The sequence below is a fragment of the Neobacillus sp. FW104-15D2 genome (assembly GCF_058790155.1).
Map to the genome: position 1 here is coordinate 1 of NZ_JBYTCJ010000012.1, position 14,341 is coordinate 14,341.

The window sequence follows — 14,341 nt, forward strand, 5'->3', positions numbered from 1 at the left end:
TAACTTCTATTTTACACGAAGCGAGTGTGGGTTTTTTTGTATTTTCTAGATGTCGCACTTAATAATACAATTTGTCAAACGATAAAAAAGAGGTGTTTCCACCTCCTCTGTTAACCACCGGCTTCAATAACAGTATGGTCCAGTGTGGACGGATATTCAATTTCTGGTTCCACTCCAAAAAACTGCTTGACTCCTCCATGTACACCACAAAAGATCGGTTGCTTAAAACCGCTAATATTAGACTGGCGAATTTTATTTGCTGTATCCACCTGAAAAATCGAAATCTTGGTTAATTGAATGGGGTTTCTATTCATTATGCATCCTCTCTCCTTTTTCTTTTTTTTAACAGCCATCTGGTCCGCAAACCCAGCCTTCAAAATCCATTTCTGGTTTTTGCTTTGTTATTTCTTCATTTATTATTTTTTCAAGAGTTTCCTTAGGCCGTGCACCCTTAACTATTGTTTCGCCAATATAAAAGGTTGGAACTGCCTGTATGTCCGCTTCCTCATATGCATGTCTTAAGGCCTTCTGATGTACTTCTTTATACTTTCTTGTTTCTAAAGAGGAACGAAATTCTTCATGATCAAGTCCCAGCTCTTCCCCAATATTGGTTAATACGTTTATATCTCCAATATTCAGTTCATCCTGAAAGAATGCAGTAAACATTCTATGGTTATACTCATTTGCTTTTCCTTTTTCCTTGGCATATTGGAAACCTTCAAAGGCAAGATGGGTATGCGGCTGTGGAGATACTCTGGGCAATACCATCTTCACACCAAAATGCTCTGCCATAGGGTAAACGTAATTTTTCCATGAATTTTGAAGGTAGTCGCCTTCTGGTTTAAGTGTTTCATTTGGATAAGGCCTTAATTCATAAGGCATCCATTCAATCTCTACATCTTTATTCTTAATCGCTTCCTCAAGCGGAACCTCCGCTATAAAGCAAAAAGGTCAAACATAGTCTGAATATACTTTAATTTTTAAGGTCATCGTGATGCTCCTCTAATCTCAAAGTTGTTTAGTTTACTTTTTCCTTTTTTGTTGAGGTTAAAACGGGAAAAGGCTGTTTTCCTGAAATTAGAAATTAATTTGTTATGAATTACGAAAAAAGTGATAAAACATGCCTTAAGCAAAAGTAACACGGAAGTATATGTAGCGCATTTCAGTCGCAGATTCCCTTAACAACATCGTTTAACATTGACCCTAGAAAAACCTGGCTTTCGCTAAGAGCTTTTTGAAGGATGCCCTAGTATTGCTACTGCGTTCATCATTTATAAATTCTGAGCATAAAAAAAACTATCTCTTAGTCTTTTAGAAAAAGAGATAGCCTTTTTAGCTAATTGATTTATTTTCAGATGTATTTAAAACAAAAGTATTCCCCTGAGTTGATTCTATAGTTTGAATTAACCTTAATTTTGCTAGCTCAGGATTGTTTTCCATCATTTTTGCCGAATTGGCTAGGCTCCTTAGAACCGCAGCTTCCCCTCTTGCCTTTTCAAGAGCAGATTGCGCTTCTATTTTAGCTTTAATAACCTCTGAAAAAGTTTTTTTCATATCTCCAGAAAGCATTATATCCCTGATTTCCGCAGAAAGAACAGTAAGGCCATCAACTAGACCATCCCCACAAGTTAATTCATTCAGCTGTTCATTTAACTTATTCCTGGAATTAACGAGCCCCTCAATTTCAATACGAGAAATGATATCTCTTAATTTAAGCTGAATCTCGTTATATAAGAATTCACGGTAGTTTTCATACTTAAAAGTAAGTGTTTTAGGATTTATAACTTTGAAGCTTACTGATAAGCTTATTTTCACACTTGCCTGGTCCGCGGTTAATAAATCCTGTCCGTTAATCGGCAGAATAGAAGGACGCAGGTCAAATACTCCTATTTCACTCGTTCTTGTATAGTAATTATATCTGCCAGGACCTAGTGTTTCCTGAAATTGTCCATTCTTAAACTTTAAGCCCTTCTGATATTCATAAATAGTAACGGACCGAAAAAGTCGGGTCCAAATAAACCAAATTAATGCTATGGCAATAATAGCAGCAAAGGTCGTTAAAATTGTATCCAACATGGTTTCTCCTTTTTCGTTGAATTTATATCCACCCACGGAAGTGGAACAGGAAATGGAGGTCTTAACCTGCAGAATTTCCTGCCTTATAAGTTTCCGTGAGTGGATACCAAGCGGGATTAGAACCCAAAATAGTGGCCCCCTATGGGAAAACCACTTCCAGAAGAGAAACGTGGATGGACAATAGCATTTAATAACCTTAAACGACAGCTTGGCGCCTCTCTGACATTATCTTAACAGCTGTATAAAGGGATGAATAGACCCAGATACGGATTTTATGAAACTTATTTGTCTGCGTAGCTGGTCTGCGCTTTAGGATCAGTTGTTGGCTTATAACAGACAAAATTAGAAAAAACATATACATTTGTTTATAGCATGGCGTCCCTGCTATCTAATCTTTATATGAGATATGTATTTCACTAGTAATTAAAGATATTTCTTAACTTTTTCGACAACTTCCGCCGCACATAGTTGATTGCCTTGGTCATTTAAGTGAAGTTTGTCCTCATGAAGATTGGCTGACAAATCCCCATTTACAACTGCATTTAAATCATTAACCTCAACGCCTAAAATGCGCATAAGTTTTACAGCTTCTTTATTGTAAAAAGCAATTTCTGCATTACTTCTTCCTATTGCATCTTCCGCTACACTTGTAGTCGTGGCAAAAATGATTTTAGCACCTGTACGCTTTAACTCATTTACAATTCTCTCGAGTGTTTCGAGGTATTCATGTAATGGCGTTAAGGCCTCAACCATTGGTGCCTCATGATGGAGATCCCACAATCCATTATTCCAATGAACAATATCAGGTTGCCCTAATTCCTTAAGCCAAAGATTGACTCCCCATAATGTATATTTGGCAAAGCGGCCATTTTCCTCAGGCGCCACTACTTCGGCCTTTCCTTCTAGAGCTTCTTTTACATAACACTCATAGCCCATTCTAATAGAATCGCCCAGCAACATTACTTTTTTCAAAATAATTCTCCTTTTGCAATATATTTATGGTTTGAGAAAATTAACTAAAATGTTTATTGAATCAAACTGTATTAAGTCCTAGTAAGACCTACTTTGGAATTCCACTCTTTTAGAAATACAGCTTTTTGCACTTAGGCATTCACTCTCGCAAAAAGATTGGTTTATTAAGCTTTTGATGAAGTTTAAGCAGCCCTTCTGCAAACGTTTCTATCATTCCTCCTCTTCAATCCAAGCAGATAAGAATCCGCTTACATACCAAAGAATACACTACTTTGTTAATTTTTTGTTTTTTAAAAGCACTTAACTTTTGGAATGCTTTTAATTTCTAATATCCTCTTCGTTTAGGTTATATTAAGAATGAACACAACTAATGGAAGGGATGATAAAACTTGCCAAAACAAATTAATCTTAAAAAAAGACCAACTGGTACTCCTACATATGATAATTTTGAGGTTGTAGAGGTGCCTATTGGAGAGCCTTCTAAAGGCGAAATCCTTATAAAAACGGTTTATATTTCAGTTGATCCTTACCTGCGTGGCCGGATGAATGAAGGAAAATCTTATATTCCTCCTTTTCAATTGAATGAAGTAATTACAAGCGGCGTTATAGGCCAGGTTGTCGAATCCCAATCAGATCTTTTTGAAAAAGGCGATATGGTACTTGGTTCATTGGGGTGGCAGGAATACTCGATTGCTAGTGAGAAATCTGTTCGTAAGCTGGATCCTAATCTTGCCCCTGTTTCTACGTATTTAAGTGTTTTGGGTATGACTGGTCTTACAGCTTATTTCGGTTTATTGGATATTGGGAAGCCTAAAGAAGGTGAAACGGTTGTTGTCTCTGGTGCTGCCGGTGCTGTAGGTTCAACTGTTGGGCAAATTGCTAAACTGAAAGGCTGCCGAGTGGTAGGAATCGCTGGTTCTCAAGATAAGATTAATTACCTTAAGAATGAGTTAGGGTTTGATGAGGCAATTAATTACAAGACCCAGGATGTTGGAACTGCTCTTCAGGAAGCATGTCCAAATGGTATTGATGTTTATTTTGAAAACGTTGGCGGAAAGGTATCGGATGCTATTTTCCCTTTATTAAATAATTTTGCAAGAATTCCAGTTTGTGGTGCAATTTCATCATACAATAATGAAACCGAAGATTTGGGACCACGTGTTCAACCCTATCTTATTAAGACAAGTTCACTCATGCAGGGCTTTACCGTTGGAAACTATTCATCCAGATTTGGAGAAGGTGTTAAGGCGCTTGCTGGCTGGATGAGTGAAGGCAAGCTTAAGTATGAAGAAACCGTTACTGAGGGTTTTGACCATACAATAGATGCTTTCCTTGATCTTTTTAAAGGCGCTAATCTGGGAAAATCCCTTGTTAAGATAGCTGAAATAGAAAAATAAATAATAAACTGATAAGAAGTGCTGTTTCGGGCTATAGTCTGGAACGGCGCTTTTTTTTGACTCTGTGGCTAATGATGATGTTTATGTAAGGGAAACTGCGATATTACTCGAAAATGCATTCGCGTTTACTCGGTGCAATGTATATACGAGGATGCTGGCGCTGTTTCAATGTTCTGCAGAAAAGCGTGCTGTGAGTACGAGCGGGGGCTTGGCAGTTTATCTGCGGAAAGGAGGCCACCCGAAGTGGGTCAGAAAGTTAGTGCAACAGGAAAAGGAAGGATTCGATGGCTACAGCATCGACCGAAGAAATAGCACCGCTTATTCGAGGAAGTCGCAAATTTAGCCTCTTTCCCATTAACTGTCGCTTACCATTTTTTTAAATCAATTAATTAAATCCATTTGGAAGGTAATTGAATAAAATACTTTTAAATTTACTTACCATTAAAATTACCACATTTTAATGAGTTGTTTCTATTGTATTTTTTTATTTACGTTGTATAATTCTTAGTATATCTATAGGAATTAAAGGGTTAGGAGAATGATAGATGAGTTTCTTTAAGAATCTGTTTATAGAGCGTTGTCCTAAATGCAACAAAGTATTGGAAACCAATCAATCAAATATATTCCAATCAGTAATTATTAAATCATGTCCTGAGGGGCATTTTCAAAAAGAATTCCATCCAGCTTTGGAAACATACATTGAAAGTAATAAGGTTTCTTAAAAAAGAGCAGACAGCTTTTAGCTGTCTGCTCTTTTTCCTAGTTATTATCGACTTCGCTAACTTTCAGAAAGTGATCTTAGCCTTCTTAATGAGGGAAATAAATACATCCATATTCCTGCAACGGCTAATGTTCCAAGACCTCCAATAAATGCAGCTGGTACAGCACCTATAAATCCGGCAAGCATGCCGGATTCAAATTCACCTAGCTGATTGGAAGTTCCAATAAACAAAGAATTTACTGCATTTACACGGCCGAGCATTTCATTAGGTGTTTGCAGCTGAACAAGGGATGATCTGATTACCACGCTAATTACGTCGGAAGCCCCTATTAAAAGCAAAGCCAACATTGAAATATATATGTTTTTTGAAACTGCAAATAGCATCGTCGCCAATCCAAAAACAGCCAGTGCTCCAAATAGTGTTGGTCCAAAAGCCTTTTTGAGTGGATAGTACGCCAAAACTATAGACATCAATAAAGCACCCACAGCGGGAGCTGTCCGCATTAATCCCAATCCCCAAGCTCCGGTATGAAGAATATCTTGCGCAAAAATCGGTAAAAGCGCTGTTGCCCCGCCAAGAAGTACTGCAAAAAGATCAAGTGATATAGTTCCTAAAATCACCTTATGGCGATAGACAAACACCAATCCTAAAAAAACTGACCGCAATGAAACAGGCTCTGATCTTCGTTCAATTATTATCTTTGGTATTAAATATGTGAGTACCCCGGAGATTATCAGTGCTATTGCTGCTATTATGTAGACAAACTCAGGTTTCAATGAAAATAGTAACCCTCCAAGTGATGGACCAAAGATTTGAGCTGTTTGTCCTGCTGAAGTAATCCAGGAAATTGCTTTTTGAAGAATACCCTTTGGAACAAGCTGTGGCAATAAGGCCGAGGCTGCCGGACCTTCAAAAGCACGGCATGCACCCAGGATTGCCGCTGCTAGCAAAATTAATTCCCTGCTCAACGAGCCATTTATGTTTCCCACCAAAAGAAAAATGGCTATACCGCCTTCAATAAACTGACACACATAGACAATTCGTCTGCGGTCAAAACGATCTGCTACATGTCCTACGACAAACGTTAGCAGGACCATTGGAAGAAACTGAGCAAGACCGACAAAACCGAGGCTGAAGGCATCGTGGGTCAAATTATACATTTCCCAACCGATTGCCAATGAAAGCATTTGAAATGCAGTGGATGCTAAGATTCGCGAGAACCAGTATTTCGCGAAGGAAGGCGATCCAAGAAAAGATCTACTTTTTAGAGGCAAAATACAACTCACGCTCCTTTTAAAAAAATTTCCATATTGGTTTTACATCGTTATATTATACTATTAATATTTAGGAACTCTAAAGATAAACTTTAAAAAAAGTGAAAAGAAAAATCCTTGTGCTTAACAAGGATTTTGAAAGTCCTATTGATTCATTGTAAAGACCCATCCATAACAGGCGGCTACAAGCAAAAGGGCAAAACCTGCGATTAAAAGCAGCCCTATTCCTGTATACCTCCTTCCTTTTGCGAAGAAGTAGATAATAGCTCCAATATGAATTAAAGGAGCAATTATCAAGAGCCAAAGCAATGTGAATGATAATGCCACAGGTACTGTAAGGATATATATTAAAATACCCACTGCAATGCCAGCACCGATGTTACCATCATTCTTTTTATCAGGATTATTAATTTGACCGCTCATAAGAATCCCCCTCTCCAGCTTACCTCTGAAGCACAACCTCTTCTCTGATTTTCTTCAACTCTTCCTCTTTTTCATCCCGGTAAAATAAATTGAATGTATCAAAAGGAATGATTCGTCCATCAGGATGAGCAATGTGGACGCATGATTTTTTGACTGACCGCACATCAAAGTTATGGGCATCCTGGAACTGCATAATAATCACCCTAAACACATTGTCATAACCAATTTTCCCCGGCAAAGTAATTTTAGGAAGACAGCAAAGTAAGTCCTTAAGTGACATCGCTGACGACTGGGGTGAATGATTTAAGGAAAAAAGTTTAAAAATCATGTTGCGGATGTTTTCGTCCTGTTCAAAAACAATGGTGTTCCTCTCACCTTCCAACAGAATGTTTTTATCGATCATCCCTGTTAATGGAGTAACCTTCCCATTCTGTTTGAATGCATATCCCATTGCCAATGAATCCGGGTGGCATGGTACCGGAACCATATCTTTTTCACCGAACACTCCTGACTGGTCGATAATCATCTGCCGGACCTCGCTTAACGTAAGCCTGTCAGTTTCCGGATTAAATTCCTCAAGACGTCCGGCACCCTGAATTGGCTGGAAAGTAACTCCCCTTACGCATTTTTGCTGGAGGCCATACTGAATGATCCTTCCTACCTCACTGTCATTGAGCCCCTTTTTAAGGGTAACTACAAGTGTAGTAGATATATTAAATTCATTTAAATGGTCAATCGCTTTTTTCCTAACATCCCTTAAATCGACTCCGCGCAGCTCTTCAAGTGCTTCCTTCTCAAAACTGTCGAACTGAAGGTAGATTTCAAACCCAGGTTTGTACGATGCGAGTTTCCTTACAAAGTCTTTATCATTAGCGATTCTAAGTCCATTTGTGTTGACCATAATATGCTTTGTAGGCGTTGCTTTTACCATCTCCAGTATGTCAAAAAATTGAGGATGAATAGTAGGCTCTCCCCCGCTAATTTGAATAATGTCGGGCTCTTTCTCGTTTTCTACTATACTGTTTAACATAAATTTGATATGTTCGAGGGAGCGGAATGTACCCTTATGCGGTGAAGATTCGGCATAGCAAATCGGGCATTTCAGATTACATCGCTCTGTTATTTCGAGAAGACTTAGGCAGCTGTGCTGTTCATGGTCGGGACACAAACCGCAATCATATGGACATCCATATTTAATCGGTGTATTCCAGCGATGCGGCATTTCGGATGGCTTAATAAAATCCCTGGAAAGCTTGTAATACTCAATATCAGTTGATATTAAAATCTTTTCTCTTCCGTGCTGCATGCAGGTTTTGACCATATAAACATTTTCATTTTCAAAAATAATTTTAGCTTCCACTTTCCTTAAACACTTAGAACAAATGCTAATTGTTAAGTCATAATAGGTATATGGCCTATTCGGCATTCCTAATCTCCCCTTTTATAAGTATATCTTCGTTAACAATTTGGCTATGCTTTTTCTGAATAAGGAAAAAGTAATAAAGAATACCGGCAATGCTCGCCACCTGGATATTATTTAAGTGAAGATAGGGATGCGGCGTGGGTTTTATAAAATCGATCAGTAGCCGGAATGTCAGATAACCAAGCATAAATAACTGAAAAAGATAACCTTCCCATCGAACCTTATTTTGTTTTTTTATAATAAGAAGAAAGATTATAAAAATGAATAGAAATCCAATTTCATATAGTTGAGTGGGATGCCTATATACCCCGTCGCCAAAATTAATTCCTGTTACCCAGTTTGTTACTGTTCCATATGTATGGTCATCCAGTCCGGTTAAAAAGCAGCCAATCCTTCCAATCATCATTCCAACTGCAAGAGGCAGTACAAAATCATCACCAGTGGAGCGGCTCCAACCAATAATCTTTTTGGCCGTTTCAACCCCAATTAATCCTCCCAGCAAGCCACCTACAATGGTTTTCCCTTTCATTAAATACAAGATGTTATCCCAATTTTGTAGAGTTTCAGCTGGATTCTCTAGCCAGTAAACAAATTTCGAACCAAAAGCAGCTCCAAAAATTGCCCCTACCACTACCCACATCGCTTTGTCCTTAGGAATTCTTTCTTGATTCCGTGTATATAGATATACCCTGAAACCGATAAAGTAGGAAAGGGATTCAAACAGAAAATGAGGGTGAATTCCAAAAATATAAACAGGATAAGTCATCCATTTCTCCTTTTTTATAAAATTTTGATAATTTATTCTAACATGGCCTTATTGGAAAATGGTACCTTTTTTAAAGGGAAACATTATTTAGAGAAAAGAACACTTTTCTCTAAATATCATAAATTAATGTATTGATGGCATGTATGAAAAGGACTGGAAATGTTGAAAAACAAACCCATGATTAGCCAGGTAAATTTAAATCAAGTTTCAGTAAACACAATTGATACTTCCTCTGGTATTTTTATAGGAACAAATTTTGCCCATAATTGGTCTTCACATAGAAAAAATAATTACGGCTTTGGAACGGCCAGTAATTCGATCGTCTCCCAAAACTCTAGTTATGTCATTGATAATGATTTTGTTGATACTCCGATTGATAACTGTCCTGAAATTATTATCGAAAGGGTAAATGACAACCATGGAAATGAGATTAATGTTACCGAGATTAATATAAATGTCTTAGATTCAGGTGCCGCAGTTTCTGTAGGTGAAAATGACCTTAACGGCTGGAGCGCCCACAGTAAACGAAACGCTGGGCAAGGAAGGTTTGCAGGTGCCATTCAAAATACGATGAACTCATCTGTTATTTTAGATAACGACGTCATCGACACCCCTATAAATGACTTAGGCTAGAAAGGAGCTGAAGGAAATTGCCAATTGCATTTACACTTGGGGCTATAAATGTAAATTCATTAAATACTAATGCCGTCATCTCTGTTGGAGAAAACCAGCTTCCTGGCTGGGCTGCCCACCGGAAAGTCAATAATGGTATTGGCTTTTTTGCAGGCAATGTTTTAAATGCAGCTAATGGGGCGTTGATAAATGATACAGATGTTTTAGACGGCCTTATCAACAGTCAGAACCCATCACCGAGTGTTCAAACACAGGCTCTTTAATTTAAGCCCACCGGTTTAAAATTTAAGAGTCTTTTATATACCCTTTTGGCATGTCTTCCTGAAAAAACACATAGAGTGAAATAAGTGAAAAATATAATTTTGGAGGGATTTGAGTGGTTAAGCCTCATCTTCACCCTCACATAAAAAGGGTTCTGGGACCAGGAATTTCCGAACTTCTTTACGAGATTGCACCTTTTGTCGAGCCTAGGCTGGATGTATTTGAAACAGAAAATTGTTTTTATGTAACTGTAGACCTAGCTGGAGCAGATCGGAAAGATTTTTCGTTAAGATTGGAGAATACTACACTAATTATAGAAGGAGCCATTCACAATTCCTTCTCACCTAACATTATGAAAACAATAGTAAGTGAACGTTTTTATGGTCCCTTTAAAAGAGAAATCCCCCTTACAAATGATTACAGACTGGACAAGCTGACAGCTGAATTTGCAAAAGGAATACTAATTGTCTCTATTCCGATAGATAAAAAAGGAGAAGGAAAATGACTTCGATTAAGTATACGTCAATTAAGATTCACAGTCTGAGGGAATCATCAGGTTTTTTTGTTGGAACGAATGTTCAAAAAGGCAGGAAAAGCGATTCAATAATAAATGAAGGATTTGGAAGAATTACTGGAAGCAACAATAATATAAGGAAAAACTCAGCAAGCTTAGAGAAAAATAGGTAAAAAGGATTTAACTATATGGAACAGGAAGACTTAGCAATGAAAATCGAGGAAGTATATCGAAAAATCAATATGCTCGAAAAAACGTTCCAGGAGAAACAACCCCCTCCAATTATTATAAACGTGGATATAAAGGACCTTCATCTTAATGAGGTAAATCTTGAAGAGCTGGCTTTTCATCTGGATAAACTGGATATAAACGAATTGAGCGGTATGTTAAACCTCGGTAACACCTTCTCCCCTGTGGTTCATCCAAAAAAGAAGACAGCAAAGCAACAAAAAGCCGACAAAAGAAATGATATTCAAGTAAAGATAAATGATAAGCAAGTGGCTTATACAATTGATTAAGGAAAGGGTGTTTATGTGAAAAAGTTCTCCCCATCCTTTTTTATTGGTACAATCTCCATTGGAACCGTCGAAGGTGCCTCCTGTGTAAACCTGGGGAATAATTTTCCGACTGGATTTGTAAGCAACAAAAAGCATAACCAGGGGTTCGGTTCAATAGCTGGGGATCACAATGATATAGATGGAATTATGGCCTCCTTAGAGGAAAAAGATATAAACGATTCTTTTAGTTATGGATTGAATGAAAATGAACCTTTAAATAAGCTTGCTACCCAAATGCTTGAAACTGATCTTGAAATTGAGGAAGTAGATACAGGAGACCAGCATTCTTCACAGGAACTCTAGTATAGGTCTTCTTTTTTCTAATGGAACTTTTTATCAACATTTACGTCTATTAGAAAAAGGCGATGGTACCAGCCCTTGATCTCTCTTTCATTTATAAACTACCAAGGATGCGTATTCGGAAGTATTCAGCCCAAGTATTGATCCGGTTACCTTATTAAACTTACCTTTATTAGCCCCCTCTGCAAAAAAAAAGAGACTGTAGGCAAGCTCGACTTTCATCGAGTTCGTCGACAGTCTGGGTGCCGTAAATGCATCCTTTTTTCATTCTTTAGTGTCCTGAAACCTTTTCCAGTCCGCCTGGCTTATTATGAATTCCAATTTTATTAATAAGTTTATTGCTTTCAGTATTTAACCCTTTTAAAGTCACTTTTACAGCGTTTTGGCGGTACTTCATAATCACTTTATCAATAGCACCAACAGCAGAATCATCCCAAAGGTGAGCATTGGATAAATCAATCTCTACCTCTTTTACGTCTTCCTTGTAGTCAAAGCTGTTTACAAATTCTGTTACCGAGGCGAAAAAGAGCTGACCTGTTACGTGATAGATTTTTTTGTGAGAACCTTTTGAAGATAGACTGCTTACTTTCACTTTTGAAATTTTAGCTGCAAAAAATAATGCACTTAAGATAACACCAAATAATACACCTAAAGATAAGTTACTAGTTTTTACTACTGTAATCACAGTCACAATCATAACGATTGTATCTGTAACCGGAACCTTTTTAAATGACTTTAAGCATGACCAATCAAATGTTCCAATGGATACCATAAACATAACGCCAACTAAAGCTGCCATTGGGATTTGCACCAGAAAACCTTTAAGAACCACAATTAGCGTTAATAAAAAAGAACCTGATACAAATGTAGATAATCTTCCTAGGCCACCCGATTTAACATTTATAACAGACTGACCAATCATCGCGCAACCGGCCATACCGCCAAACAAACCAGATACAATATTAGCAATCCCCTGGCCTCTAGCTTCAATATTTTTATCGCTTTCCGTATCTGTCATATCATCTACAATAGAAGCAGTTAAAAATGTTTCAACTAAACCTACAAGAGCAATAGATAAGGAATAAGGAAAAATAACCTGCAGTGTTTGAAAATTAAATGGAATATCAGGAATTAGAAAAACAGGCAGTTTTGATGATAATTCTCCGATGTCTCCTACTGTCCGGACATCGCTTCCTGTAAATATAGATATAGCTGTAATAACAATTATTGCTACCAACGGTGATGGTACCGCTTTTGTAAACCGAGGAAGAATATAAATAATAGCAAGCGCACCTGCTACCATCGCGTACATTACCCAGGTTGCACCTTTAAAATGAACCAACTGAGCGGAAAAAATTAGGATCGCAAGGGCATTAACAAAACCAGTCATTACGGATCTTGGAACAAACTTCATCAAACGGCCCAGCTTCATAGCACCCATAATGATTTGAATAACACCAGTCAAAATGGTGGCTGCAAGCAAATATTGCAGACCATGCTCCTTAACCAAGGATCCCATCAAGAGTGCCGTAGCACCAGTGGCTGCTGAAATCATTGCAGGACGACCGCCAACAAATGCAATGGTAACAGCAATACAGAAGGAAGCATACAGGCCAACCATTGGATCAACTCCTGCGATGATAGAAAATGCAATAGCTTCAGGGATTAATGCTAGAGCCACAACAATACCTGATAAAATATCCCCTTTAATATTTCCAAACCAAGAATATTTAATTGTATTTAAATTCAAAATTAGTACCTCTTCCTTTTTTATTTTTGACTTTCAACTCTCATGAAAGTCGGGGTCCGTAGTCAACAAAGGTGAGTATACAGGATTGTGTCGGATTTGTGAACTTCGAAAGTAAACGGAGACATTTATGAAATACTCAGTTTATCTTTAAAAAGCTTTCAATTGCTATACTAAATAATAAATAGACCGTGACTTTGATTTTTTATAAAAAGAGCGCAAACGCCGGGATTCGCCGCGGTTTTGTCCTTGGCGGAAGCGTTTATCCAACATTTTATTGGGCGCGCGATCCCATTTTGTCCTAACCTAGGCATTATAAGGATGAAAGGCTAAAGTCGCAACTTCCTTGAAAAAGCTATGCTTTTTCATCGTGCACTGCTAAAGGCTGTCGTAGCCTTCCTTGCCCTGTTGGGCTCCATTCCATTTCCGTGTACGAACTGCCAAACTTACTCACTCGAGCCAAGCTGTGGAGTCTTGCCAGCCCATTTTTCCTCAGTAAATTTGAACTATAATACATGATTAAGCTCTGGACAAAGGATATGCGAATGTATTCGTGGAGTGTCGCAGACTCCCTTATAATCAACAACCTTGTTTAACAGATCTATATATATAAAGCACTATTCGATTTTTTGTATCATCTTACTTTAATACTCTTCTAATTTCAGAGTCAGGAAATAACGAGGAAAAAATAACAAAAAAGCCTGCAGAATTTTTGCAGGCTTTTTTGTTATTTTGTTTTCTTAATCCATTCCATGAAATTTTTCATCACTGTATCTAAAAATTGAATAGTTGGTTCGTGAGTTAACTTGCCTGACTCATCAAGTTTTTCTTTCACTCCGCCAATAAATACTTCGTTTCCTGGCAAAGCAAGGGCACCCATTCCCGGCGAATTTAAAATCTGCCGAAGATGTACCTGAGCCCGCACGGTTCCAAGTACTCCTGGAGAAGCACCCACGATCATGACAGGTTTTCCAACTAATACCTTATCTACACGAGAAAACCAATCTAATGCGTTTTTCAAAAATCCTGGGATGGAGTGATTATATTCAGGTGTTGCAATTAGAATGGCATCTGCTGCTTTAATCTTTGCTTTAATTTCAGTAACCTGTGAAGGTGGGTCTAATTCATCGTCTTCCGAATACATTGGAAGGGTTTCTATAGGTAATATTTCTATTTCTGCTTTTTCATTATATCTTTCCTGAATAAAGAGAACGATTTTTTTATTATAAGAATTTTTTCTATTGCTTCCGACTATTGCAGCGATTTTCACTGTATA

The 14,341-nt window shown here is 37.8% G+C and carries 17 protein-coding genes; 7 read left to right on the top strand and 10 right to left on the bottom strand.

Annotation, left to right across the window (positions count from 1 at the left end; genetic code table 11):
* Nucleotides 1–110: 110 nt before the first annotated feature.
* From AC3WR0_RS11225 to AC3WR0_RS11240, 4 genes are all read right to left on the bottom strand, one after another.
* Nucleotides 111–314: a hypothetical protein gene (locus AC3WR0_RS11225; RefSeq protein WP_035443830.1), complete on the bottom strand. Its 204-nt coding sequence runs from the start codon at nucleotides 312–314 to the stop codon at nucleotides 111–113.
* Nucleotides 315–342: 28 nt separating this feature from the next.
* Complete coding sequence (locus AC3WR0_RS11230; RefSeq protein ID WP_492552398.1) at nucleotides 343–990, bottom strand: DsbA family oxidoreductase; 648 nt, start codon at nucleotides 988–990, stop codon at nucleotides 343–345.
* A gap of 342 nt (nucleotides 991–1,332) precedes the next feature.
* Nucleotides 1,333–2,076 carry a slipin family protein gene (locus AC3WR0_RS11235; protein ID WP_492552399.1) on the bottom strand — a complete coding sequence of 248 codons (744 nt, stop codon included), beginning with the start codon at nucleotides 2,074–2,076 and terminating at the stop codon, nucleotides 1,333–1,335.
* Nucleotides 2,077–2,499: 423 nt separating this feature from the next.
* A complete protein-coding gene (locus tag AC3WR0_RS11240; RefSeq protein ID WP_492552400.1) occupies nucleotides 2,500–3,048 on the bottom strand; it encodes an SGNH/GDSL hydrolase family protein in 549 nt (182 codons plus the stop codon).
* Nucleotides 3,049–3,437: 389 nt separating this feature from the next.
* On the opposite strand from AC3WR0_RS11240, the gene AC3WR0_RS11245 reads away from it, so the two are divergent.
* Nucleotides 3,438–4,445 carry an NADP-dependent oxidoreductase gene (locus AC3WR0_RS11245; RefSeq protein WP_492552401.1) on the top strand — a complete coding sequence of 336 codons (1,008 nt, stop codon included), beginning with the start codon at nucleotides 3,438–3,440 and terminating at the stop codon, nucleotides 4,443–4,445.
* A gap of 778 nt (nucleotides 4,446–5,223) precedes the next feature.
* Here AC3WR0_RS11245 and AC3WR0_RS11250 read toward each other — a convergent pair.
* The 4 genes from AC3WR0_RS11250 to AC3WR0_RS11265 form a co-directional block, all read right to left on the bottom strand.
* Complete coding sequence (locus tag AC3WR0_RS11250; RefSeq protein WP_492552402.1) at nucleotides 5,224–6,441, bottom strand: MFS transporter; 1,218 nt, start codon at nucleotides 6,439–6,441, stop codon at nucleotides 5,224–5,226.
* A gap of 144 nt (nucleotides 6,442–6,585) precedes the next feature.
* Nucleotides 6,586–6,864, bottom strand: coding sequence for a hypothetical protein (locus AC3WR0_RS11255; protein WP_492552403.1), 279 nt, complete (start codon nucleotides 6,862–6,864; stop codon nucleotides 6,586–6,588).
* A gap of 19 nt (nucleotides 6,865–6,883) precedes the next feature.
* Nucleotides 6,884–8,290: a radical SAM protein gene (locus AC3WR0_RS11260; RefSeq protein WP_492552404.1), complete on the bottom strand. Its 1,407-nt coding sequence runs from the start codon at nucleotides 8,288–8,290 to the stop codon at nucleotides 6,884–6,886.
* On the bottom strand, nucleotides 8,280–9,053 hold the full coding sequence (locus tag AC3WR0_RS11265) for a prolipoprotein diacylglyceryl transferase (RefSeq protein WP_492552405.1): 774 nt from the start codon (nucleotides 9,051–9,053) through the stop codon (nucleotides 8,280–8,282). The genes AC3WR0_RS11260 and AC3WR0_RS11265 overlap by 11 nt, the downstream gene beginning before the upstream one ends.
* Before the next feature lie 162 nt (nucleotides 9,054–9,215).
* On the opposite strand from AC3WR0_RS11265, the gene AC3WR0_RS11270 reads away from it, so the two are divergent.
* The 6 genes from AC3WR0_RS11270 to AC3WR0_RS11295 all read left to right on the top strand — a co-directional run bounded on the left by AC3WR0_RS11270 (nucleotide 9,216) and on the right by AC3WR0_RS11295 (nucleotide 11,321).
* Nucleotides 9,216–9,686: a hypothetical protein gene (locus AC3WR0_RS11270; protein WP_492552406.1), complete on the top strand. Its 471-nt coding sequence runs from the start codon at nucleotides 9,216–9,218 to the stop codon at nucleotides 9,684–9,686.
* Nucleotides 9,687–9,703: 17 nt separating this feature from the next.
* Nucleotides 9,704–9,949 carry a hypothetical protein gene (locus AC3WR0_RS11275; RefSeq protein ID WP_035443142.1) on the top strand — a complete coding sequence of 82 codons (246 nt, stop codon included), beginning with the start codon at nucleotides 9,704–9,706 and terminating at the stop codon, nucleotides 9,947–9,949.
* A gap of 113 nt (nucleotides 9,950–10,062) precedes the next feature.
* On the top strand, nucleotides 10,063–10,452 hold the full coding sequence (locus AC3WR0_RS11280) for an Hsp20/alpha crystallin family protein (protein ID WP_492552407.1): 390 nt from the start codon (nucleotides 10,063–10,065) through the stop codon (nucleotides 10,450–10,452).
* Nucleotides 10,449–10,634 (top strand): hypothetical protein, encoded by a 186-nt coding sequence (locus AC3WR0_RS11285; RefSeq protein ID WP_492552408.1) that lies wholly within the window; start codon nucleotides 10,449–10,451, stop codon nucleotides 10,632–10,634. Before AC3WR0_RS11280 ends, AC3WR0_RS11285 begins: the two co-directional genes overlap by 4 nt.
* Before the next feature lie 15 nt (nucleotides 10,635–10,649).
* On the top strand, nucleotides 10,650–10,979 hold the full coding sequence (locus tag AC3WR0_RS11290; protein ID WP_492552409.1) for a hypothetical protein: 330 nt from the start codon (nucleotides 10,650–10,652) through the stop codon (nucleotides 10,977–10,979).
* A gap of 15 nt (nucleotides 10,980–10,994) precedes the next feature.
* Nucleotides 10,995–11,321 (top strand): hypothetical protein, encoded by a 327-nt coding sequence (locus AC3WR0_RS11295; protein WP_492552410.1) that lies wholly within the window; start codon nucleotides 10,995–10,997, stop codon nucleotides 11,319–11,321.
* Nucleotides 11,322–11,589: 268 nt separating this feature from the next.
* On the opposite strand, the gene AC3WR0_RS11300 is transcribed toward AC3WR0_RS11295, so the two are convergent.
* Nucleotides 11,590–13,068 carry a SulP family inorganic anion transporter gene (locus tag AC3WR0_RS11300; protein ID WP_492552411.1) on the bottom strand — a complete coding sequence of 493 codons (1,479 nt, stop codon included), beginning with the start codon at nucleotides 13,066–13,068 and terminating at the stop codon, nucleotides 11,590–11,592.
* Nucleotides 13,069–13,792: 724 nt separating this feature from the next.
* A complete protein-coding gene (locus AC3WR0_RS11305; RefSeq protein ID WP_492552412.1) occupies nucleotides 13,793–14,335 on the bottom strand; it encodes an NADPH-dependent FMN reductase in 543 nt (180 codons plus the stop codon).
* Between the last annotated feature and the right edge of the window lie 6 nt (nucleotides 14,336–14,341).